The sequence below is a fragment of the Streptomyces purpurascens genome (assembly GCF_045040895.1).
GTDB classification, from domain to species: domain Bacteria; phylum Actinomycetota; class Actinomycetes; order Streptomycetales; family Streptomycetaceae; genus Streptomyces; species Streptomyces purpurascens.
Map to the genome: position 1 here is coordinate 1,281,662 of NZ_CP108341.1, position 21,265 is coordinate 1,302,926.

A 21,265-nucleotide genomic window follows, 5' to 3' on the forward strand; every position below is an offset into this window, starting at 1 on the left:
TCGGGGGCGAAGCCGCGGGCACGGCTTCCCGAGGGCCGGTCGGCGGACCGGCCTCGCGGTCAGCGGCCGCCGCGGATCAGGCCGGTCAGATAGCGCCAGAGCGAGGAGCGCTGCCGGGCGGACGGGTCCGGCAGGACCTCCTCCGCCACCCCCGGCGCGGGGTCCGCCGCCGGCCGCGCGGGCGCCGAGGCGAGTTCGTACCGCACGGGCAGCGAGCGCAGGCCCCGCATGAACGGGGAGGAACGCCAGGGCAGTTGGTCGGCGGGCAGAGCGAGGTCGAGGTGGTCGAACCGCTCGAACAGGCGCCCCACCCCGGCCGCCGCGACCGTCGAGGCGAGCTCCCGGGCCGGGCACTGCCGCGGACCGGCTCCCCAGGACAGATGCGCCCGGGTGCTGATGGTGGTGCCGGAGGCGACGTGGTCGGCGAAGAGCGGGTCGGCGTGCGCGGCGGCCGAGGAGACCCACACCGGGTCGCCGGCCCGGATCGTGTAGTTGCCGAGCGGCGTGTCCTGGGCGGCGAAGCGCGGGACGAAGTTCACCAGGGGCGGCTTGCGCATGACCACCCGGTTCATGGTCTCCCTGACCATCCCGGCGGACAGGCTGGCGCGCACGCTGCTCTCCCCCGAGATGACCTCGACGACGGTGTTGGAGATGAGGATGCCGACATGGTCGGAGGTCATGCCCAGCAGCATGAACAGTTCGCGGGCGAGATGGTCGAGCGAGAGGTCCGGGTGCGCGGCCAGCAGGTACGAGGGGAAGTCGTCGCCCGGCTTCTGCAGCTTCCCCGCGGCCAGTTCCGCCAGGGTCGCCAGCAGGCGCTCCAGCGCGGCCTCGGCGTCCGGGCCCGCGTCGAGCACACGCCACATGTCCATCAGCGCGTCGTCGCCCTGCGAGCCGGGGAAGCCGAGCAGATGGCTCGCCACCATCAGCGGCAGCGGCCGGGAGAACTGCGCGGACAGGTCCGCCACGCCGGTCCTGCCGCCCTGCCCCACCAGGGTGATCAGCTCGTCGGCGTAGGCGGTGACGGCGGACTTCAGGCGCTTGGCCTGCGGGTGGCGCGGGTCCTGGAACGGCTTGAGGGCCACGTCCCACGCGGACCGCAGCGGCCGGTAGCCGGGGCCGCCCTGGATCAGGATGTGGTTGACCTCCAGGGACGGGCCGAGCGGCCAGTCGGCCGGCACCCTGCCCTCGGAGCGGGCCCGCCAGTTCTCCAGCCCCTTCGGGAAGCCGTCGTTGTCCTGGAGCACCTGGAGCGCCTCGCGGTAGCCCAGGACCAGCCAGGCGGGCACCCCCAGCAGATCGACCGGCGCGACCGGGCCGTGCTCGTGCCGCAGCCGCTCGTAGACGAGCGAGGGCCGTGTCTCGTAGTCCCGGGTCAGCAGCGGTTCGGGGCTCAAGGACTCCAGCCGCGTGTCGTCCAGGTCCACGGATCCGCCGTCACCCCACTGGGATTCCATTTGCCTTGCCATCCCTCCGACACGCCCTGTACCGGCACACCATCAGCCGGTAGCCGGAAACGGTGGGGACCCTACCCCAGGGCGAACTCGCGGGTAACGACGGGGGGTGGGGTGAGGAGGGCGGCCCGGCGGCGGGACGTGCCGCGGATCAGGCCGCCGTGTAGCCGAGTTGGCGGCGCATGTAGGGCGTCATGAGCGTTTTCGCCTTGGCCAGGGTGGTGGTGCGGCTGCCGAGGACGGCGGACTCGCCGCCGGGTACGGGCAGCACGGTCAGTCCGTCGGCCGGGCCGAACGGCACGATGAGGGGGGTGCGCTGGATCGGCCGGTAGAAGCGCGGCTCCTTGCGGTGCTTGCCGGAACTCTGCAGGTAGGCGCGGATGTTGTGGGCGGCGATGTCCGCCTGGGCGAGGGCGGCGGGGGTGATCTTGAGTTCGCTGACGTCGTTCACGTCGCCGACGGCGAACACATCGAGCTTCCCCTCGACGCGCAGCGTCCGGTCGACCTTGACGTGTCCGTCCCGGTTGAGCCAGTCGCCGTGTCCGGCCAGGCGGAGCCAGAGGGTGTTGGGGGTGGTGCCGGTCGCCCAGAAGGACAGGTCGGCCTCGATGATGTCGCCGCGGGCGTCTCGGTAGGTGCCGAAGTCGTTGCCGGGGGACATGAAGGCGTCGAGCCGTACCTCGACACCGTGGGACTCCAGCCAGGCCAGGGCCTTGCGTCCCGGCCGTGTACTGCCCGTGGAGTCGAGCAGCGCCGGCCCGGAGTGGGCGAGCGTGACCCGGGCGTCGGGGCGGGCGAGGCGGATCTCGGCGCTGAGTTCGACGCCCCCGGGGCCGCCGCCGACGACGAGGACGTGTTCGGCCGTGGCGACGTTGCGCTGGTGTTCGGCGAACGACTTGGCCGCCTCCTCGATGGTGGTGCCCGAGAAGCGGGCCGGCTCGGGGTAGTCGGCGCCGGTGGCGATCACGACCACGTCGTAGGGCAGCCGCTCGCCGGTGGCGAGGACGACCTGCCGCTCCGCGGTGTCGATGCGGACGCACTTGCCCGCGACCACCCGGCCGTTGCCGAGCAGCCGGTCGTACGGGATGAAGGGGGTGTGGGTCCACTCGGGGCGGATACCGGCGCGCAGAGAGGCGACGCGGTGGAAGAAGACCTCCTTGCGGTCCACCAGCGTGACCCGGGCGAGGCCGTCCAGCCGCTTCGCCAGCCGGACACCGGCGTAGCCGCCGCCGATCACCACTACGTCGCCGTCGTACACACCGAGTCTCCTGTGCCTGGTGGGGGGTGCGAGTGCCGCCGCGGACGGGCCCCGCTCGGATCGACCCCCGGCGGCCACTCGACTGACGGTGAGATTAGCGCTTGAAAATTAAAGGGATTCCGAGGTTCCGTGCATGTTCCGTGAAGGGATGGGCACCTTGACCGGCCGTCACTTCCCCCAGATCTTCCGGTACGCCTCCTGATAGCCCGACGGGTCCCAGGTCGCGGCGCCCTCGCTGTTGCCGGCCGTGGCGATGTGGATGGGGGCCGTGTACCCGCTGGCCGGGCGGCCCGCGAAGGCGCGGTTGAACTCGTCGACGATCTGCCAGCCCTGGAGGGTGAGCGGCTCGGGCACGGTGGCGGCCTGGTACTGCTCGCTGTTGATGCGCTGGAAGGCGGACGGGTCGCCGTCGCCGGCGCCGATGTTGAAGGGCGGGCCGGAGCCCTTCTCGCCGGCCGCGCGGAAGGCGGGGGCGGCGTCGGCGAAGTACAGGTCGTTGATGGCGACGGAGTGGGTCCAGCGGTCCTGGAACCGGGAGAGCAGGGAGGAGACCTCCCGCGGGGTGCGGCTGCTCGCGTCGGGGATCGGGATGTTCTCGACCGAGAGCAGCCGCACGCCGGAGCAGGCGGCGAGTTCCTTCCTGATCAGGTCGGACTTGTTCCTGGCGAAGGGGATCGAGGCGTCGGTGATGACCACGACCCCGGCGCGGCCGTCCGAGTCGGAGATGATCCACTGCGCGCTGATGCGGGCCACGTCCTGGACCCGGGTGGTGACGTTGGTGAAGAGGTCGGGCTGCCGGCTGGGGCCGGGCTCGGGGACCGCGTGCCAGCCGATGAGCGGGATGCCCTGGGCGTTGGCCCGCGCCGCCTGCTGTGCCGTGGAGTCGGGGTCGAAGCCGCCGATGACGATGCCCGCGGGCCTCAGGGCCACGGCCTCGCTCATGGCCGCCTGGATACCGGCCGGGGTGCCTCCGCCGTCGATCACCCGGACGTCCCATCCGATGACCCGCGCGGCTTCCCGCACGCCCTTCGCGGCGCCCGCGACGCCGGGATTGGTCATGGTCTGGGCGACGTAGACGATCGTCTTGCCGGACACCGCCGCGGGGCCGTCGGTGGGCCCGCCCCAGGGGATGTCGGTCCGCTCGGCGCGGGTGACGGCGGCCTGGGCCCTGGCGTTCACGGCGGGGCAGCCGCTCGGGCCCGTCGCGGTCTCGTCCGCGCCGTCCGACGAACCGCGCTCGCAGCCGGCGAGGGCGGCCGCCGTCGCCAGCAGGGCGCAGGAGGCGAGCCGCGCGGTGCGGGCCGCGGGGGCGGGTTTGTGGTTGCGGTGCACGGAAGCTCCTGTGAGGGGATCGACGCGGCGGGACGTGCCGGGGGTCAGGGAGGTGTGCCCGCCGTTCCGGCCTCGGGCGTCGGGGAGGACGGTGGCGGGGGCGGCGCCGCCGGCGAGTCGCGCGCCGCGGCCCCGCCGCGCAGCCTGCGCCGGGCGGCGTACCCGGCCAGACCCACGGCGATGAGCAGCGTGCCGCCGTGGAACAGCGGGACGGTCCAGAAGTCGGCGCCGAGCTGGGCGATGCCGGTGAGTCCGACGGCGAGGACGGCCACGGCGACGACGGTGCCGAGGGCGTTGGGCCGGCCGGGTTTGATCGCCGTGGAGCCGAGGAGGGCGCCGACGAAGGCGGGCAGCAGGTAGTCGAGGCCGACGCTCGGGTTGCCGATCTGCTGCTGGGACGCGAGCAGCACACCGGCGAAGCCGACGATCAGCCCCGAGGCGGCGAACGCGTAGACGGTGTACTTGCGGGTCGGGATGCCGACCAGGTCGGCCGCGCGCGGGTTCGACCCGACGACGTACAGGTACCGGCCGAGCGGCAGCCGTTCCAGCACCAGCCAGAGGACCCCCGCGAGGGCGAGCACGTAGAAGGCCGGCACCGGGAGGCCGAGGAACGTGGAGTCGTAGAGGTCGGTGAACGCGGGCGGGAGGCCCTGCGGGCCGGGGACGATCCGGCTGCCGTCGGTGATCCAGCCGGTCACGGCGTACAGCATGCTGCCGGTTCCCAGGGTGGCGATGAAGGAGTCGATGCGGCCGAACTCGACGATGACGCCGTTGAGGACACCCACGACCAGGCCCCCGGCGATCACCGTGAGGCAGGCGAGCGGCCAGGGCCAGGACTCGTTGACGATGAGCTGCAGCACCATCACGTGGGCCAGGCCGAGGCCGTAGCCGATGGACAGGTCGAACGCGCCGGTGACGATGGGGACCATGGCGGCGAGCGCGAGGACGGCCGGGATCGACTGGTTGGACAGGATCGAGTCGACGGTGTCCAGCGTGGGGAAGGTGCTCGGCAGGGCGAGGGAGAAGACCAGGTAGAGCACGGCGGTGAGGGCGAGCAGGCCGTAGGCGCCGATGTGGTGCCCGCCCGGCCGGCGCGGTCGGGTTCGGGGGGTCTTCATGGGTTCTTCGCGGCGGTGGACGGAGGCATGGCAGAGGCGGCCCGGGTGAGCCCGGCGACGGTGAGCGCCCTGCCGCTGAGCTCCGCCGTCACCGCCCCGCGGACGAAGACCAGGGTGCGCCGGCACACGCTCGCGACCTCCTCGAAGTCGGTGGACAGGAGCAGGACCGCCAGACCCGCGTCGAGCGCCTCGTCGAGCAGGCGGTGGATCGCGGCCTTGGCGCCGATGTCCACGCTCGCGGTCGGCTCCTCGAGGATCAGCAGCCGCAGGTCCGTGCGCAGCCAGCGGCCGATCACGACCTTCTGCTGGTTGCCGCCGGAGAGGGTGGCGATGGGTGTCTCGCTGTCTCGGGGGCGCACCGAGAACCGGTCGATCAGAGCGGCGGCCGTGGCGCGTTCCCGCCGGGGCCCGATCCAGCGCGGCGCCGCCGCTCCTCCCGCGCGCGGGTTGGCCAGGAGGTTCTCCCGCACGGTCAACTCGGCGAGGCAGCTCTCCCGCAGCCGGTCCCCCGGCACGAACCCCACACCGAGACCGACGGCCTCGGCGACCGTACGGGGGCGATACGACCGCCCGTACAGCACGGCCCGCCCGTCCAGGATCGGCCGGGCCCCGGCGAGGGCCCGGCCCAGGTCCATGTGCCCGGCGTCGGAGAGCCCGACCAGGCCGAGCACCTCCCCGCCCGCGAGCTCCAGACTGACGGGTCCGGCCAGGGGGGTGCGTACGGAGTCGAGGGTCAGGACGGGGCGTGCGCCTGCTGCCGGGGGCGGGGCCGGAGGTCCTCCGGCGGGGCGGGGGGCGAGAGGTTTCTCCTCGCCGACGATGTCCTGGACCAGGCGGGCCGGGCTGTGGTCCGCCAGGCTGCCGTGGCTGACGAGGTGGCCGTCGCGGAGGACGGCGAAGGTGTCGGCGACCTGGTAGACCTCGTCCAGGCGGTGGCTGACGTAGAGAACGGCGTGGCCGCGGTCGCGCAGGTCGTGCAGGACGTGGAAGAGCCGGGCGCTGTCCGCGGCGGGCAGGCGGGCGGTGGGCTCGTCGAGGACGATGAGCTTCGCGCGTGCCGCCAGCGCCCTGGCGATGGCGACCAGCGAGCGGTCGGCCGGCGCGAGCCCGGAGACCGGCGCGTCGGGGTCGAGGTGGGCGGCGACGACGCCCAGGGCGTCGACGCAGCGCGCACGGGTGCGGCGCCAGGAGATCAGGCCGGTCCGGCGCCCGTACCCGGTGGTCAGGGCGATGTTCTCGGCGACCGTCATCCACTCCACGAGACCGAGGTCCTGGTGGATGAAGGACATGTCGCGGGAGGCGGTGGGACTGCCGAGCGGCTGCCCGTCCACGGTGATCTGCCCCGCGTCGGCGTGATGGACTCCGGCGAGCACCTTGATCAGCGTGGATTTTCCGGCCCCGTTGGGACCGAGGAAGGCGAGCACGCTGCCCGCGTACACATCGAGGTCGACCCCGGCCAGCGCGACGGTCCCGCCGAACCGCTTGCTGAGCCCGCGGATACGGACCAAGGGCTCCGGTCCGAAGGGCGAAGCCGCCTTCGCTGGCGTGTCGGGAGCGTCGCGCACTCGATCAAATTACAGCATTTCGGGCATTTCACAGGGTGCTGCGGCTCCAACGGGCCGCGGACGCGTCACGCGGCCTCGAGCCCGCATTCGGCCCAGATGACCTTGCCCTCCGGGAGGTAGCGCGTGCCCCAGCTCCGCGAGAGCTGAGCGACGAGGAACAGTCCGCGTCCGCCCTCGTCGGTGCCGGCTGCCCGGCGCAGATGCGGAGCGGTGTTGCTGGCGTCGGAGACCTCGCAGATCAGGGCGTGGCCGTACAGCAGCCGTACCCGGATGGGCCCGGCGCCGTGCCGGATGGCGTTGGTGACCAGCTCGCTGAGGATCAGCTCCGCGGCGAACGCGGTCTCCTCGAGCCCCCACTCGGTCAGCCGCCGCGTGGCGTCCGCGCGGACCTCCCCGACGACTGCCGGGTCGGCGGGCAGCTCCCAGGTGGCGATCCGGTCGGCGTCCAGGGCGTGGACGCGGGCCACGAGCAGGGCGATGTCGTCGTGCGGGTGCGCGGGCGCCACGGTGTCGAGGACCGCCTGGCAGGTGTCCTCGGGTGCGCGCTCCGGGTGGGCCAGGGCCGTACGCAACTGCTCCAGGACCACGTCGACGTCACGGTTGCGGTCCTCGATGAGGCCGTCGGTGTAGAGGACCAGCTGACTGCCCGCGGGGAGGTCGACCTCGACGGCGTCGAAGGGCAGGCCCCCGAGCCCGAGCGGGGGCCCGGCCGGGAGGTCGGGGTAGGACACGGTGCCGTCGGGGTGGACGAGCGCGGGCGGCGGGTGCCCGGCGCGGGCCATCAGGCACCGCTGCGAGGTGGGGTCGTAGACGGCGTAGAGGCAGGTCGCGCCGATGACGCCGGCGCCCTTGCCGTCGGGGTCCTCCCGGTCCAGGCGCCCCACGAGGTTGTCGAGGTGGACGAGGACCTCGTCCGGGGGGAAGTCGAGCTCGGCGAAGCTGCGCGCGGCGGTGCGCAGCCGGCCCATGGTGGCCGCGGAGAGCATGCCGTGCCCGACGACGTCGCCGACGAGCAGCCCGACGCGGGCACCGGAGAGGGGGATGACGTCGTACCAGTCCCCGCCCACGTCGGACTCGGCGGGCAGATAGCGGTGGGCGACCTCGACGGCGTCCTGGTCGGGCAGACCGTGCGGGAGGAGCCGGCGCTGGAGGGCCAGGACCATGGTGCGTTCATGGGTGTAGCGCCGGGCGTTGTCGATGGACAGGGCGGCGCGGGTGGCGAGCTCCTGGGCCAGCGAACAGTCGTCGTCGCCGAAGGAGCTCCCGGCGCGGTAGAAGCTGGCGATGCCCAGGAGGACACCGCGGGCGAGCAGGGGCACCGCGATGAGGGACTGGACGTGGGCCAGCAGGCGTGCGGTGTGCTCGGGGTCCTGGGCGAGCCAGCCCGCGGCGGCCTTCAGGTCCGGTTCCAGCACCGCCTCGCCGCTGTTCAGGCAGCGCAGCTGGGGCGAGGTCGGACCGCATTCGATGCGCTTGCCGGGCGGGGTGAACGGCAGGCCCTCGCGTACGCCGTACAGCACCGTGCGGCGCAGGTCGGCGAGGGGGTCGACGGACTCCTCGCCGCGCAGGACGGCGTCGGGCAGGTCGATGGTGACGAAGTCGGCCAGTCGCGGGACCGCCGTCTCGGCCAGTTCCTCGGCGGTGCGGCGCACGTCCAGGGTGGTGCCGATGCGGGCGCTGGCCTCGGACAGCAGTTCCAGGCGCCGGCGCGCGGCCAGGGCGTAGGCCCCGACGTGCGGCTCCCCCAGCATCACGAGCCCTCGGGCCGGGAAGGGTGCCTCGGCGCGATCGTCGCCGGCGTCGCGGCCCTCGTCGGCCGCGACGGTCCCGCCCGGTCCGGGCACGGCGGTCTCGGCGAGCCCTGCGGTGCCCCGTTCGCCGTCGGCCGTGGGGGCCTCGCCAGGATCAGCGGGTCCCCGGCCACCGTCGGCCGCGAGGACCGGGCCGGGCACGGCGGCGGGGTGCCCGGACGGGAGGGTGATCGAGGGCCGGGCGGGCAGCGGGCCGGCCGGGAGGGCGGCAAGGCCCGGCAGCTCGTCGACCTGATGCGGGAGGAGGAGGGACCCGCTCGCCGAGGAGTCGTGCGGCACCGCCTCGATGGCGACGCCCTGCACCCCGGACGCACTTGCCATCGGGCGGCTCACGAGCGTCACCCGCCGGCCGTCGGGCAGGGTCACGTCGACGGCGGCCCGCTGTGCACGGGAGATCAGCTCGGCGGCCTTCTCCCGCAGGATCGCCTGGTCACGAGGGTGGAGTTCGCGTACCGGCGCACCCGTCGCGCGGTCGCCGCGCAGGCTGACGGCGCCGACCCCGGCCCCGGTCCCGGTGGCCAGATACGCCCGCAGCAGCGCGCGCTCGTGCGCGGAACTCTGCCCCAGCAGTCGCCGCTCGATGCCCTCGGCCGCCCGGCGGATGGCCGCGGCCAGCGCGGGGCGGTCGAAACCGCGCGGATAGCCGAAGCACAGGACGCCCTCGATGCGCCCGCTGAGCGGATCACGGACGGGGAGCGCGACGCAGGCGCTCTGCTGGGCGCGTTCCGCGAAGTGCTCGGCGCCGTGGACGCGGATGAGCTGCCGCTCCGCGAGGGCCAGACCGATCCCGTTCGTGCCGGCGACCTGCTCGGCGAACACGAACCCGGGGACCCGCTGGATCGCCGGCAGGTCCCTGGCCATCGCGGGATCCCCGAAGCGGCGCAGCAGGACCGTCCCGTTCGCGTCCGCGACCGAGATGTTGACCTTGCTGCCGGAGAAGGTGGCCTGCAGCCGGTCGAGCACGGGAACGGCCGCGCGGACGATACGGCCCCCCGGGTCGAAGTCGTCCCGGTAGGGGAGGTCGGACTCGTCCGGCGACAGGCCCAGGGACCGGCAGCGCTGCCACGAGTTCAGGATGGAGGTCCGTACGCCCGCCTCGACGGACTCGCCCTGGAGAAACCGCTCACGAGGACGGGCGGGCCCCGTGCCGTCCGTCGCACGTCCCGCCGGCTTGGGTTCCTCGCCGGACCGAACCACGCTTCGCCTCACCTGCGCCTGCGATGAATCCGCTCATCGGAAAGAATCGTGCATTGATGAGGATACGGGCATTGCGGGCATGAGTCACGATTCGCTTGACCCGTCCGGGCAGGCGGCCCTAGCCCAGGAAACTCAAGCGCACCTTCCGCTCCGGGTTGTCCTTGTTCGTGTCCACCAGGCAGACCGACTGCCACGTGCCGAGCTCCAGCCGACCACCCAGCACCGGCAGGGTCGCGTGGGGCGGGACGAGTGCGGGCAGGACGTGGTCGCGTCCGTGGCCGGGGCTGCCGTGCCGGTGCTGCCAGCGGTCGTCGGCGGGCAGCAGCGTGTGCAGTGCGGCCAGGAGGTCGTCGTCGCTGCCGGCGCCGGTCTCGAGAACGGCGATCCCGGCAGTTGCGTGCGGGACGAAGACATTGAGGAGGCCGTCGCGGCCGGCGGCCGCCTCGCGCAGGAAGGACGCGCAGTCGCCGGTGATGTCGACGACCTTCTCCGTGGAGCCGGAGGTGACGTTCAGAACTCGAGTGGTGAAGACATCTGACATGCCTCCATCCTGACGCACACGCGGGATCTCACCCGGGCACTCCGGACCGAGTGGCGATACCGGCGTCCACTGGACGAGACGCCGTTGACCGTGCGCATGCCACCTGGCTAGGTTCAGCCGCATGTTGCGTTCAGCCCTGCTCACCACGCGCGGTCACATCGACCTGCTGCGGGTGGCCTCCGCCGCGTGTCGCCGCGGCTGCTGACGCCCTTTCTCCTCCTCGCTCTCCACTCACCTCGCCTTCGTCGCACCTGCCCGCCGATCTCCCCTGATCCCGTGGGCGCGGCGATGACGAGGCGTGCCTCCAACGGCCCTCGCTCTCCCCCTGTGGAGCCCCTTCATGAGCATCAGCCATGCCCCGCCGAGGTCATCGGCACCCGATATTTCGCCCAAGTCGGCTTCCGATCTCGACCTCCAGCCCCTCGTCCCCACCTCCTCCCGCCGCACCCGCGTCCCCCGCTGGCTGCGCCGCACCACCGGCCCGGTCCTGCTGCTGGTGTTGTGGCAACTCCTGAGCAGCACGGGCTCGTTGCCGCCGGACGTGCTCGCCTCGCCCGGCCGCATCGCCCAGGTCGGCGGGGACATGGTCGCCGACGGTTCGCTGCCCGCGGCCATGGGCACCTCGCTCCAGCGGGTCGCTGCCGGGCTGCTGTTCGGCCTGGTCGTCGGCACCGGACTCGCCCTGCTCTCGGGCCTGTTCCGGATCGGCGAGGACCTGGTGGACGCGCCCGTGCAGATGCTGCGGACCGTGCCGTTCGTGGGGCTCATCCCGCTGTTCATCATCTGGTTCGGCATCGGCGAGGCCCCCAAGGTCGCCATCATCACGCTCGGCGTGACCTTCCCGCTCTACCTCAACGTCTACGCCGGGATCCGAGGCGTGGACGCCCAGTTGATCGAGGCCGGGGAGTCCCTAGGACTGTCGCGGTGGGGCCTCGTACGGCATGTCGTGCTGCCGGGTGCGCTGCCGAGCGCGATGACCGGCCTGCGCTACTCGCTCGGCATCGCCTGGCTCGCGCTGGTCTTCGCCGAGCAGGTCAACGCCGACTCCGGCATCGGGTTCCTCATGGTGCAGGCACGGGACTTCCTGCGGACCGACGTGATCATCGTCTGCCTGGTCGTCTACGCCTTCCTCGGCCTGCTGGCCGACTTCATCGTCCGCTCCCTCGAAAGGCTGCTGCTGCAATGGCGACCGACGTTCACCGGCCGGTGACCCCCCAGGCGGTCCACGTCGACGGGCTCACCCGCTCCTTCGACGGCCGTGCCGTCATCGACGACCTGCGACTGGACGTCGAGCCGGGCGAGTTCGTGGCCCTGCTCGGCCGCAGCGGCTGCGGCAAGTCGACGCTGCTGCGCATCCTCGCCGGGCTCGACCGCGACATCGAGGGCACCGTCCTGGTGCCGCGCCGCAAAGCCGTCGCCTTCCAGGCACCGCGGCTGATGCCGTGGAAGAAGGTGTGGCGCAACGTCCTGCTCGGTCTGCCGGGCAAGCCCGAACGGGCCGTCGCCGAGCAGGCCCTCGACGAGGTCGGCCTCGGCCACCGCTCGGACGCCTGGCCCAAGACCCTCTCCGGCGGCGAGGCCCAACGCGCCTCCCTGGCCCGGGCGTTGGTGCGCGAGCCCGATCTGCTGCTGCTCGACGAGCCGTTCGGCGCGCTCGACGCGCTCACCCGCATCAAGGCCCAGCGGCTCGTGGGCGAGTTGTGGCAGCGCCGGGGGTGCGCGGTGCTCCTCGTCACCCATGACGTGGAGGAGGCCGTGCTGCTCGCCGACCGCGTCCTGGTGATGGACGACGGCGTCATCGCCCACGAGCAGCACATCGACCTCGACCGTCCCCGCGACATCGCCGACCCGCGCTTCGCCGCGCTGCGCGCCGGACTCCTCGAACGCCTCGGCGTCGAGGCGACGGCGGCCGAAGCCGCCTGACCCACCCCGCGAACTTCACGCACGACACGTACGCCACGTACGACCCACACGAACGGAACCGCCATGCGACGACGCCTCGCCCCCGCCGCCCTGCTCCTCCCCCTCGCCCTTCTGCTCTCCGCCTGCGGCGGGAACTCGGCCGCCAGCACCTCGGACGGCGGCACCGACGGCCAGGGCGACGTCACGATCAACGTCGGTGACCAGAAGGGCGGTTCGGAGGCCATCCTGCGGGCCGCCGGGGAACTGAAGAACCTCGACTACAAGATCAAGTGGTCGACGTTCACCTCCGGCCCGCCCCTGCTGGAGGCCGTCAACGCCAAGGCCGTCGACATCGGCGGCGTCGGCAACACCCCGCCGGTGTTCGCCGCCGGGGCGGGTTCGAAGATCAAGGTCGTGGCCGCGTGGCACGGCACGTCCAAGGGCGACACCATCCTGGTCCCGAACGGCTCGTCCCTGAAGAACCCCGCCCAGCTCAAGGGCAAGTCGGTCGCCGTCGCCCAGGGGTCCTCCGCGCACTTCCAGCTGGTCGCGAACCTGAAGAAGGTCGGGCTGAAGCTGAGCGACGTCAAGGTCAAGTACCTCCAGCCGGCCGACGCGCTCGCCGCGTTCACCGCCGGCAAGGTCGACGCGTGGGCGGTGTGGGACCCGTACACCTCGCAGGTGCTCAAGGCCAAGCAGGGCCGTGTGCTGACCGACGGCGACGGTGTGACCAACGGGCTCACCTTCCAGGTCGCGGCACCCGACGCGCTGAAGGACAAGAAGAAGGCCGCCGCCGTCAAGGACTACCTGGAGCGGCTGCGGCGCGCCTACACGTGGGTGTACGACCACGAGCAGGAGTGGGCGAAGGTCTGGGCGAAGGACACCGGGCTCCCCGAGGACGTGGCCCTTGCGGCGGTGAAGCGCACCTACACCACCCGGGTCGAGGTCGCGGTCGACAAGCCGCTGATCGCCTCCGAGCAGGAGATCGCCGACACGTTCACCGCGTTGAAGCTCATCCCGCGCAAGGTCGACTTCGCCGACTTCACCGACACCCGGTTCAACGGCGACCTGCCGCCGTCGACCACCGCGCCCCGGCCTTCGGAAGGCTCGTGACGGGTCTGACATGACACGGCCGCCCGGGCGGGAAGATCCTTGCCCCCGGGCCGGTTGGTAGAAGCGTGAACAACACGCGCGAGGTCGAGGTCGTCGTCATAGGCGCAGGTCAGGCGGGTCTGGCCGGCGCCTATCACCTGCGCCGAGCCGGTTTCGAGCCGGACCGCGACTTCGTCGTGCTGGACCACTCCCCCGGGCCCGGCGGGGCCTGGCAGTTCCGCTGGCCGTCGCTGACGTTCGGCAAGGTGCACGGCATGCACGCGCTGCCGGGTATGGAACTCACCGGCGCGGACCCGGCGCGGCCGTCCGCCGAGGTGATCAGCGACTACTTCGACCGCTACGAGGAGACCTTCGACCTGCGGGTGCGGCGCCCGGTCGATGTACGGGCCGTGCGCGAGGGCTCCGGCGGGCGGCTGCTCGTGGAGACCTCGGACGGCGTGTGGTCGACGCGGGCGCTGATCAACGCGACCGGCACCTGGGACCGGCCGTTCTGGCCGCGCTATCCGGGTCAGGAGACCTTCAGGGGGCGGCAGTTGCACACCGCGCGGTACCCCGGGCCCGAGGGGTTCGCCGGGCAGCGGGTCGTCGTGGTGGGCGGCGGCGCGTCGGGCACGCAGCATCTGCTGGAGATCGCCGCGTACGCCGCTGCCACCACCTGGGTGACGCGGCGCCCGCCCGTCTTCCGTGAGGGGCCCTTCGACGAGGACGCGGGCCGGGCGGCGGTGGCGCTCGTCGAGGAGCGGGTACGGCAGGGGCTGCCGCCCAGGAGCGTCGTCTCGGTCACCGGGCTGCCGCTCAACGACGCGATCCGGCAGGGCATCGAGGACGGGGTGCTCGACCGGCAGCCGATGTTCGACCGCGTCACGCCCACCGGGGTGGACTGGAAGGACGGCCGGCATGTCGACGCCGACGTCATCCTCTGGGCCACCGGCTTCAGGCCCGCCGTCGACCACCTCGCCCCGCTGCGGCTGCGCGAGCCGGGCGGCGGCATCCGCATCGAGGGCACACGCGCGGCGGCCGACCCGCGGATTCACCTCGTCGGCTACGGACCGTCGGCCAGCACGATCGGAGCCAACCGGGCCGGCCGGGCGGCCGTCCGTGACATCAGGCGACTGCTGACTCTCGAGCCGGCCGCGGCGTGACGTGACAACAGGGTGCAGGGAGCCGCGGCGTGCCGTCGGCCGCGGGTGGTTTGCGGCTGGTCGCGCCCACGCGGCGGAGCCTCATATCGGCACAGCCCCGCGCCCCTAAGGGGCCGCCGCGCCCGTGCTCTTCTTCCGGTGGGTGTTGAACTCCGCGACATTGCGCTGGTGTTCCGCGTAGTCCGCGGTGAAGCGGGTGTCGCCCGGCCGGACCGTGACGAAGTACAGCCAGTCGCCCGGGGGCGGGGTGACGGCGGCGCGCATCGCCTCCTCGCCCGGGTTGTCGATGGGTGTGGGCGGCAGGCCCATGCGCTGGTACGTGTTGTAGGGGTTGTCGATCCGGGTGTCGCTCTCCGTCGTCCGCAGGGTGGAGCGGCCCAGCGCGTAGTTGACGGTGGAGTCCATCTGCAGCGGCATACCGCGTTCGAGGCGGTTGAAGACGACCCGGGCCACCTTGCCCATGTCGGCCGCGGTGGCCGCCTCCGCCTGGACGATGCTCGCGATGGTGACGGCCTGGTAGACGTTCATCGCGTTGCGCTGGGCCCCCGCGGCGATGGGCGCGCCGTTGAATTTCTCGTTCGCGGTGTCGATCATCCGCGCCAGGAGCTTCTCCGGCCCGGCCTTCTTCTGGAGCGGATAGGTCGCCGGGAAGAGGTAGCCCTCCGGGTTGCCCCGGGCGTCGTCCGGCAGTTTCGCGGCGGCCTTCGCCAGGGACTTCTTCGCACTGCCGGGGGGCAGGGCCAGGGCCTTGTCGACGGCGGCGTAGACCTGACTCGCGCGCCAGCCCTCCGGGATCACGAGGGTCGCGGGCCGGCCGCCCTTCCCGTGCCCCAGGATCAGCAGCGGCACCGCCACGGCGGTGCCGACCAGGACGGCTCCGGTCGCGACGAGGGCGATACGGCCCCGGCGCGTCAGTCGCATGGTGCTCCGTGGCGGAGTGTTCGTCTGCATGCGGGCACGGTAACCCGCATTTCGTCACAAACCTGGCATATCTTCAGCTTGTCGGTTCCAGTTGGGCATCCCGGCGTACGAGCGCCGCGTACCGCCCGTCCCGCTCCAGGAGTTCCTCGTGCGTGCCGCGTTCGACGACGCGCCCCGAGTCGAGGACCACGATCTGGTCGGCACGCCGCACCGTGGACAGCCGGTGGGCGATGGTGAGCGTGGTGCGGTCGGCCGACAGGGCGTCGATGGCCTCCTGGACGGCGGCCTCGGTCCGGGTGTCCAGGGCGCTGGTGGCCTCGTCGAGGATGAGGACCGGCGGGTCGCGCAGAATCGTGCGCGCGATGGCCAGGCGCTGCTTCTCACCGCCGGAGAAGCGGTGGCCGCGCTCTCCGACGACGGTGTCGTAGCCGTCGGGCAGGGACGCGATGTGGTCGTGGATCTGCGCCGCCTTCGCCGCCTGGTGCAACTCCTCGTCGGTGGCGTCGGGCCTGGCGAAGCGCAGGTTGTCGGCGACCGAGGCGTGGAAGAGGTAGGTCTCCTGCGAGACGACGCCGACCGCGCGCGCCAGGGTGTCGAAGTCGAGGTCACGGACGTCGACCCCGTCGAGGGTGACGCGGCCGCCGGTCACGTCGTAGAGACGGGGCACCAGATAGCCGAGCGTGGACTTGCCGGCGCCCGTGGAGCCGACGAGGGCGAGGCTGCCTCCGGCCGGGACGGTGAGGTCGATGGCGTCGAGGACCGGGCCGCCCTTGTCGTCGTAGCCGAAGGAGACGTTCTCGAAGCGGACCTCACCCTTGACCCGGTCGAGGCGGACCGGGTCCGCGCGCTCGGTGATGTCGACGGGCAGGTCGAGGTACTCGAAGATGCGCTGGAAGAGGGCGAGCGAGGTCTGGATCTGCACACCGGTCGACAGCAGGCTCACGGCCGGGCGGAACAGGCCCTGCTGGAGCGAGACGAACGCGACGATCGTGCCGAGGGAGACCTTGGGGCCGCCCAGCTGGAGGGCCATGCCCGCGGTCCAGTAGATGACGGCGGGCAGGGCGGCCATCACGATCGTGATCACGGCCATGCGCCAGCGGCCGGCCATGTTCGACCGCACCTCGAGGTCGACGAGCTCCTCGGACTCGTCGGCGAAGGACTTCGTCAGCGAGTCGGAGCGGCCCATCGTGCGGCCGAGCAGGATGCCGCTGACGGAGAGCGACTCGGTGACCGTGGCGGCCATGGTGGCCATCTGCTTCTGGCGCTGGGTGGTGATCCTGCGGCGCTCCTTGCCGACACGGCGGCTGATCCACACGAACACCGGAAGCAACAGCAGCGAGACGACGGTCAGGCGCCAGTCGAGGACGACCATCGCGACGATCGTCGCGACCACGCTGGTCAGGTTGGAGACCAGGGAGGTCGCGGTGGAGGTGACGGTGGCCTGCATGCCGCCGATGTCGTTGGCGATGCGGGACTGCACCTCGCCCGTGCGCGTACGTGTGAAGAACGCGAGGGACATGCGCTGGAGCCGGCCGTAGACGGCGGTGCGCAGGTCGTGCATGACGCGCTGGCCGACCGTCGTGGAGATCAGGGTCTGCAGTACGCCGAAGACGCTGGTGAGGACGGCGCTGAGGATCATGCCGAGGGCGAGCAGGCTGAGCAGGCCGGTGCGCTCCTGCGGGATCGCGACGTCGAGGATCTCCTTCAGCAGGAAGGGCGTGGCGACCGAGACCAGCGACGCGGCGCCGACGAGCAGGCCGACGATCGCGAGGCGGCCGCGATAGGGGCGGAAGAGCCTGAGGATACGGCGGACCTGCCGGGGCTGTTCCTTCGAGCCCTCGGGTGGGGTCCAGCGGGTTTCGTGATCGGGAGGCATGGGCTCCTTCGAGAGCGGTACGGCGCCGGCGGCGCCGGGCGGGTCGGATCGTAGCTCATTGTTACCTACACTCACAATGAACTGCATCCTGATATTGTTCCCGTATGACCATGCCCGATCCCGACGGCCTGCTCGCCGAGCAGTTGCTGCGGCTCACCCGCCGGGTCCATCGCATCCAGAAGCGCCATCTGGAGCAGCGCGACCTCGGTATCACCCCGGCCCAGTCCCGGCTGCTGCGCACCCTCGCGCACTGGGGCTCGCCGCCGCGCATGGCCGATCTGGCCGAGCGGCTGGAGGTGGTACCCCGGGCCGTGACGACGCTGGTCGACGGGCTGGAGGCGAGCGGGAAGGTACGGCGGGTCCCGGACCCGGCGAACCGCCGGGTGATCCGCATCGAGCTCACGGACGACGGGCGCGGCGCGCTGCGCGAGCTGCGGGCGGCGCGCAGATCGGCCGCGGAGGAGATCCTCGCACCGCTGGCGGAGGATCAGCGCGCGACGCTCGGGGGGCTGCTGGACACGCTGATCGACGGGGAGCCGGTCCGGCGGTGCTGAGGCTTCGCCGATAAGACGGGGGAGGGCCCGGCGGCACTGAGGGCTTCGCCGATCAGACGGGGGACGACCCTGCGGCACTGAGGGCTTCGCCGATCAGACGGGGGACGACCCTGCGGTGCTGAGGGCTTCACCCCTCAGCCGGGAGCCGGTTTGGCGGCGCTGAAGGCCTGACGCCTGGTGGCGGCCCGGCGCGTGAAACGGGCCGCGGCCGCCGCTCGTGACGCTGGAGCGGTGGCCGCGGCCCGTTCGGTTTTGGTCAACCGACCTCGGGGGCGGGTTCCTTGGGCTTCTGGGTGGGGATGCCCGACGCCGGCGCCTCGGCCGTCGTCGGCTCGACCGCCGGCGCTTCGGCGCCGACGCCCTTGTCGCCGTCACCCTCGTCGCCGTCCTCCGGCGGAGCCGCGTAGTCCCCGTCGAGCGTCTTCTTCGCCCGGGCGATGTCCAGGGCCCCCTCCCAGCGGGACACCGCGAACACGGCGACGCAGTTGCCGAGCAGGTTCGTGACGACGCGCATCGAGTCCATGATGCGGTCCACGCCGAGCAGCAGAGCGACCGCTCCGGCCGGAATCGCACCCAGGGAGGAGGCGGTCGCGGACAGGGCGAGGAACGCCGAACCGGGGATGCCCGCCATGCCCTTGCTGGTCAGCATCAGCACCAGGACCACGGTGACCTGCTGGCCCAGGGTCAGGTCCACGCCCACCGCCTGGGCGATGAACAGCGTGCCGATGGACAGGTAGAGCGAGGCGCCGTCGAGGTTGAAGGAGTAGCCCGTGGGCAGCACCAGGCCCACGGCGTCGTCGCGGGCACCGGCCCGCCGCAGCTTCTGCATCACCCGCGGCATGACCGCCTCGGTGGACGCGGTACCGAGCGCGAGCAGCATCTCCTCGCGGATGTAGCGCAGGAACTTCCACAGGCTGAGCCCGGTCACCAGGCGCAGCGCGACGGCGAGCAGCGCGATGAACAACGCCGCCGCCACATAGCAGAGCACGATGAGCTTGGCGTACGTCTTCATCACGCCCAGCCCGTAGTTGCCGACGAGGTGGGCCATCGCGCCGAACACCGCGATCGGCGCCAGTCGCATGATGAAGCCGACGACCGCGAAGATGACCTCCTGGGCCTGGTCGATCGCGGGCAGGATCTTCGGCACCTTGGTGTGCCCGAGGTGCAGCAGGGCGGCGCCCACCAGACAGGCCAGGATCAGGACCTGGAGCAGTTCGTTCTCGGCGAAGGCGCCGACGAAACTCTCGGGCAACGCGTGGAGGAGGAACTCGGTCGTCGAGGGCAGATGCTCGCCGCCGGTCGTCTTCTCCACGGCGGAGGCGTCCAGCGAGGCGGGGTCGACGTTCATGCCCTTGCCGGGCCCGACGAGGTTGGCGGCGAGGAGACCGATGACCAGGGCGACCGTGGAGGCGATCTCGAACCAGATCAGGGCCTTGACCCCGATCCGGCCGAAGGCCTTCAGGTCACCGGCCTTGGCGATGCCGACGACGACCACGCAGAACACCAGCGGCGAGATCACGGTCTTGATGAGGCGGGTGAAACCGTCGCCGAGCGGCTGGAGAGCCGTGGCCGTGTCCGGCCACAGCTTTCCGACGACGATTCCGAGAACGAGCGCGCAGAGAACCTGCGCGAAAAGTGAGGTACGCAGTGTGCGTGCGACACGTCGCGGCAGAGACGGTACGGACGGTGGCACGGGGCCTCCTTGGGGGGACGGGCTACACAGAGGCCGGAGGGGACTTCTGCGATACGGAAAGTTGCTTCCGTAGCCGAACACTTTGGAGGCTGTCTTGATCGCGCACAAGACCGCAATGTTTCGGACACGTAAAAGTGGCTTAAGTGACGCATGTCACACTGACCCCACCACTCCCGTCAGCAACGGTCGCGGTCTCCCGTGAGCACCCCCTGCACCGAGGTCAGCGTGCGGTCGTAGCAGCCGTGCGAGCCGTACAGCCGGTAGCGCTCGCTCGTGGTGCCGACGGCGTGCCGCTGGTCGCGGGGCACGTTCGCCGTGTACGTGGCGTCGCCCGTGTAGGAGTCGTCGAGCCGCGACCACGCGGTGCGCCGGCCGCCCCGCGACTCGACGGTCGTGGCGCGGTCGCCGAGGGTCAGCGCGGTGCGCAGCCGGTCGCCCGCCCCGAGGGTGGTCGTGCCGTCCATCGTGTAGCTCCGGTGGGTGCGTGTGCTGCGGGCCGGTCCGCGCCCGTCGACGGTCACCGACTCGTCGTCGGTCCAGATGGCCTCGAGCCCGTCGCGAGTCTCGCCGTCGGTCCAGCGGTGCTCGGAGGTGTGGGCGAGCGAGCGGCCGACGGTCGTCGTGACGCGGCCGTGCGAGGTGTCCACGTATCCGGCGACGGTCAGCCGGTGCGCGCCCTCGGTGTCCACCCGGTGCTCCGAACCGGGCGTGTGGTCCGAGGAGTCGGTGAGGTCGCCCTCCCGGTGCACGGTGAGCTTCCCGGTGACGTGGGCGCGCCGCTCGTCCTGCCAGACGAGGACGTTCACGGGAGTACTCCAGCCGGCCTGCCCCTCCGGGACGCCGACGACCGAGACCTCGACGCGGTGCGGCCGGCCGTCGTTGAGGAGGCCGGCGAAGGGGGTGAGGTCATAGGTGATCGGTTTGATGTCGAAGGCGCGCGGACCCGGGATCACGTACCAGAGGAACGGGTTGGACCAGCCGCCGGTCCACACGGTCGGGAACGGCGTGGCGATGCCCGCGAGCCGGCCGTCCACGCGGATCTGCACCTCGCGGTAGGGGCCGCGGCCGGCCTTGCAGGAGTACGGCGCGGGAGATGGCACCGACAGGTACCAGTACTCCTCGCAGCCGCCGCCGGAGCCGGTGGCGTACACCTCGGCGACGATGCGCTCGCTGTTGCGCGGGGTGGTGAGGGCCGAGTCGTCGTCGAGGGTGAGGACCCGGTCGGGGCTCTCGCCGTCCGGGCGGCCCTGGTAGAACGTCAGCGTGACCTTGACGTCGAGGACGCCCGTGTAGGTGTCGTCGACGACGTTGCCGATGAGCATCTCGACGTCCTGGCGACCACGGAAGGTGTCGCTGTAGCGCGTGACGTCCTTCTCCACGGACCACTCGATGCCGTCGGGCGAGGGCTGCGGCGTCGACGTACGGAAGATCTCCACCCCGCCGACGTGCAGATAGCCGAGCCGGTCGTACTGGCGCCCCTTGACCTTGCCGTCGAGCCGCAGCACGACCCTGCTCCAGCGGTCGCCGCAGTCGTCAGGTGGGGTGTACGTGCCCCGGTACGGCGTGAAGTCACGGAACTGCGCCTGGGCGACGGTGACCTCGCAGGACGGGCCGGCCGGCCTGCCGACGGGCGGGGCGGCCGTGACCGGGTCGTGCCAGTCGGTGCCGAACTCGGCGGGGACGTCGGCCGCCCGGGCGGCACCGGTTCCGAGGAGGGTGCTCGCCAGGAGGGTCGCCCCGGCAAGCATGGACATGACGATCCGTCTCTTCATGGCCGGTGTTCTACGG

The 21,265-nt window shown here is 72.1% G+C and carries 17 protein-coding genes; 6 read left to right on the top strand and 11 right to left on the bottom strand.

Translation table 11 applies throughout. The features are described 5' to 3' along the window. Nucleotides 1-59: 59 nt before the first annotated feature. From OHU35_RS05790 to OHU35_RS05820, 7 genes are all read right to left on the bottom strand, one after another. Nucleotides 60-1,457 carry a cytochrome P450 gene (locus OHU35_RS05790; RefSeq protein WP_189724321.1) on the bottom strand — a complete coding sequence of 466 codons (1,398 nt, stop codon included), beginning with the start codon at nucleotides 1,455-1,457 and terminating at the stop codon, nucleotides 60-62. A 148-nt stretch (nucleotides 1,458-1,605) separates the two neighbouring features. Beyond that, nucleotides 1,606-2,712 carry an NAD(P)/FAD-dependent oxidoreductase gene (locus OHU35_RS05795; protein WP_189724322.1) on the bottom strand — a complete coding sequence of 369 codons (1,107 nt, stop codon included), beginning with the start codon at nucleotides 2,710-2,712 and terminating at the stop codon, nucleotides 1,606-1,608. 168 nt (nucleotides 2,713-2,880) lie between these two features. Then, entirely contained in the window at nucleotides 2,881-4,044 is a 1,164-nt protein-coding gene (locus OHU35_RS05800) for a substrate-binding domain-containing protein (RefSeq protein WP_189724323.1), read from the bottom strand. A gap of 44 nt (nucleotides 4,045-4,088) precedes the next feature. Further along, the gene (locus OHU35_RS05805) at nucleotides 4,089-5,162 is read right to left on the bottom strand and encodes an ABC transporter permease (RefSeq protein WP_189724324.1); all 1,074 of its coding nucleotides are present in this window, start codon (nucleotides 5,160-5,162) and stop codon (nucleotides 4,089-4,091) included. Then, the gene (locus tag OHU35_RS05810; protein ID WP_189724325.1) at nucleotides 5,159-6,727 is read right to left on the bottom strand and encodes a sugar ABC transporter ATP-binding protein; all 1,569 of its coding nucleotides are present in this window, start codon (nucleotides 6,725-6,727) and stop codon (nucleotides 5,159-5,161) included. Before OHU35_RS05810 ends, OHU35_RS05805 begins: the two co-directional genes overlap by 4 nt. Nucleotides 6,728-6,792: 65 nt before the next feature. Then, nucleotides 6,793-9,735: a SpoIIE family protein phosphatase gene (locus OHU35_RS05815; RefSeq protein ID WP_189724326.1), complete on the bottom strand. Its 2,943-nt coding sequence runs from the start codon at nucleotides 9,733-9,735 to the stop codon at nucleotides 6,793-6,795. A gap of 118 nt (nucleotides 9,736-9,853) precedes the next feature. Then, the gene (locus OHU35_RS05820) at nucleotides 9,854-10,276 is read right to left on the bottom strand and encodes a YjbQ family protein (RefSeq protein WP_189724327.1); all 423 of its coding nucleotides are present in this window, start codon (nucleotides 10,274-10,276) and stop codon (nucleotides 9,854-9,856) included. 121 nt (nucleotides 10,277-10,397) lie between these two features. On the opposite strand from OHU35_RS05820, the gene OHU35_RS05825 reads away from it, so the two are divergent. From OHU35_RS05825 to OHU35_RS05845, 5 genes are all read left to right on the top strand, one after another. Beyond that, nucleotides 10,398-10,481, top strand: coding sequence for a putative leader peptide (locus OHU35_RS05825; RefSeq protein WP_349817350.1), 84 nt, complete (start codon nucleotides 10,398-10,400; stop codon nucleotides 10,479-10,481). 135 nt (nucleotides 10,482-10,616) lie between these two features. After that, on the top strand, nucleotides 10,617-11,486 hold the full coding sequence (locus OHU35_RS05830) for an ABC transporter permease (protein WP_189724328.1): 870 nt from the start codon (nucleotides 10,617-10,619) through the stop codon (nucleotides 11,484-11,486). Next, on the top strand, nucleotides 11,459-12,199 hold the full coding sequence (locus OHU35_RS05835; protein WP_189724329.1) for an ABC transporter ATP-binding protein: 741 nt from the start codon (nucleotides 11,459-11,461) through the stop codon (nucleotides 12,197-12,199). The genes OHU35_RS05830 and OHU35_RS05835 overlap by 28 nt, the downstream gene beginning before the upstream one ends. 63 nt (nucleotides 12,200-12,262) lie before the next feature. Next, nucleotides 12,263-13,291, top strand: coding sequence for an ABC transporter substrate-binding protein (locus OHU35_RS05840; RefSeq protein ID WP_189724330.1), 1,029 nt, complete (start codon nucleotides 12,263-12,265; stop codon nucleotides 13,289-13,291). A 65-nt stretch (nucleotides 13,292-13,356) separates the two neighbouring features. Then, on the top strand, nucleotides 13,357-14,433 hold the full coding sequence (locus tag OHU35_RS05845) for an NAD(P)-binding domain-containing protein (RefSeq protein WP_189724331.1): 1,077 nt from the start codon (nucleotides 13,357-13,359) through the stop codon (nucleotides 14,431-14,433). A gap of 105 nt (nucleotides 14,434-14,538) precedes the next feature. Here OHU35_RS05845 and mltG read toward each other — a convergent pair whose 3' ends face one another. Together mltG and OHU35_RS05855 are read right to left on the bottom strand one after the other, a co-directional pair. After that, nucleotides 14,539-15,384: an endolytic transglycosylase MltG gene (gene mltG / locus OHU35_RS05850; protein WP_189724332.1), complete on the bottom strand. Its 846-nt coding sequence runs from the start codon at nucleotides 15,382-15,384 to the stop codon at nucleotides 14,539-14,541. Nucleotides 15,385-15,427: 43 nt separating this feature from the next. After that, nucleotides 15,428-17,230 carry an ABC transporter ATP-binding protein gene (locus OHU35_RS05855; protein ID WP_189724333.1) on the bottom strand — a complete coding sequence of 601 codons (1,803 nt, stop codon included), beginning with the start codon at nucleotides 17,228-17,230 and terminating at the stop codon, nucleotides 15,428-15,430. A gap of 104 nt (nucleotides 17,231-17,334) precedes the next feature. On the opposite strand from OHU35_RS05855, the gene OHU35_RS05860 reads away from it, so the two are divergent. Continuing rightward, the gene (locus OHU35_RS05860; RefSeq protein ID WP_189724334.1) at nucleotides 17,335-17,784 is read left to right on the top strand and encodes a MarR family winged helix-turn-helix transcriptional regulator; all 450 of its coding nucleotides are present in this window, start codon (nucleotides 17,335-17,337) and stop codon (nucleotides 17,782-17,784) included. Between the two features lie 256 nt (nucleotides 17,785-18,040). Here OHU35_RS05860 and OHU35_RS05865 read toward each other — a convergent pair whose 3' ends face one another. Beyond that, complete coding sequence (locus OHU35_RS05865) at nucleotides 18,041-19,477, bottom strand: cation:dicarboxylate symporter family transporter (RefSeq protein ID WP_189724335.1); 1,437 nt, start codon at nucleotides 19,475-19,477, stop codon at nucleotides 18,041-18,043. Nucleotides 19,478-19,653: 176 nt separating this feature from the next. Beyond that, nucleotides 19,654-21,249: a peptide-N4-asparagine amidase gene (locus tag OHU35_RS05870; protein ID WP_189724336.1), complete on the bottom strand. Its 1,596-nt coding sequence runs from the start codon at nucleotides 21,247-21,249 to the stop codon at nucleotides 19,654-19,656. Between the last annotated feature and the right edge of the window lie 16 nt (nucleotides 21,250-21,265).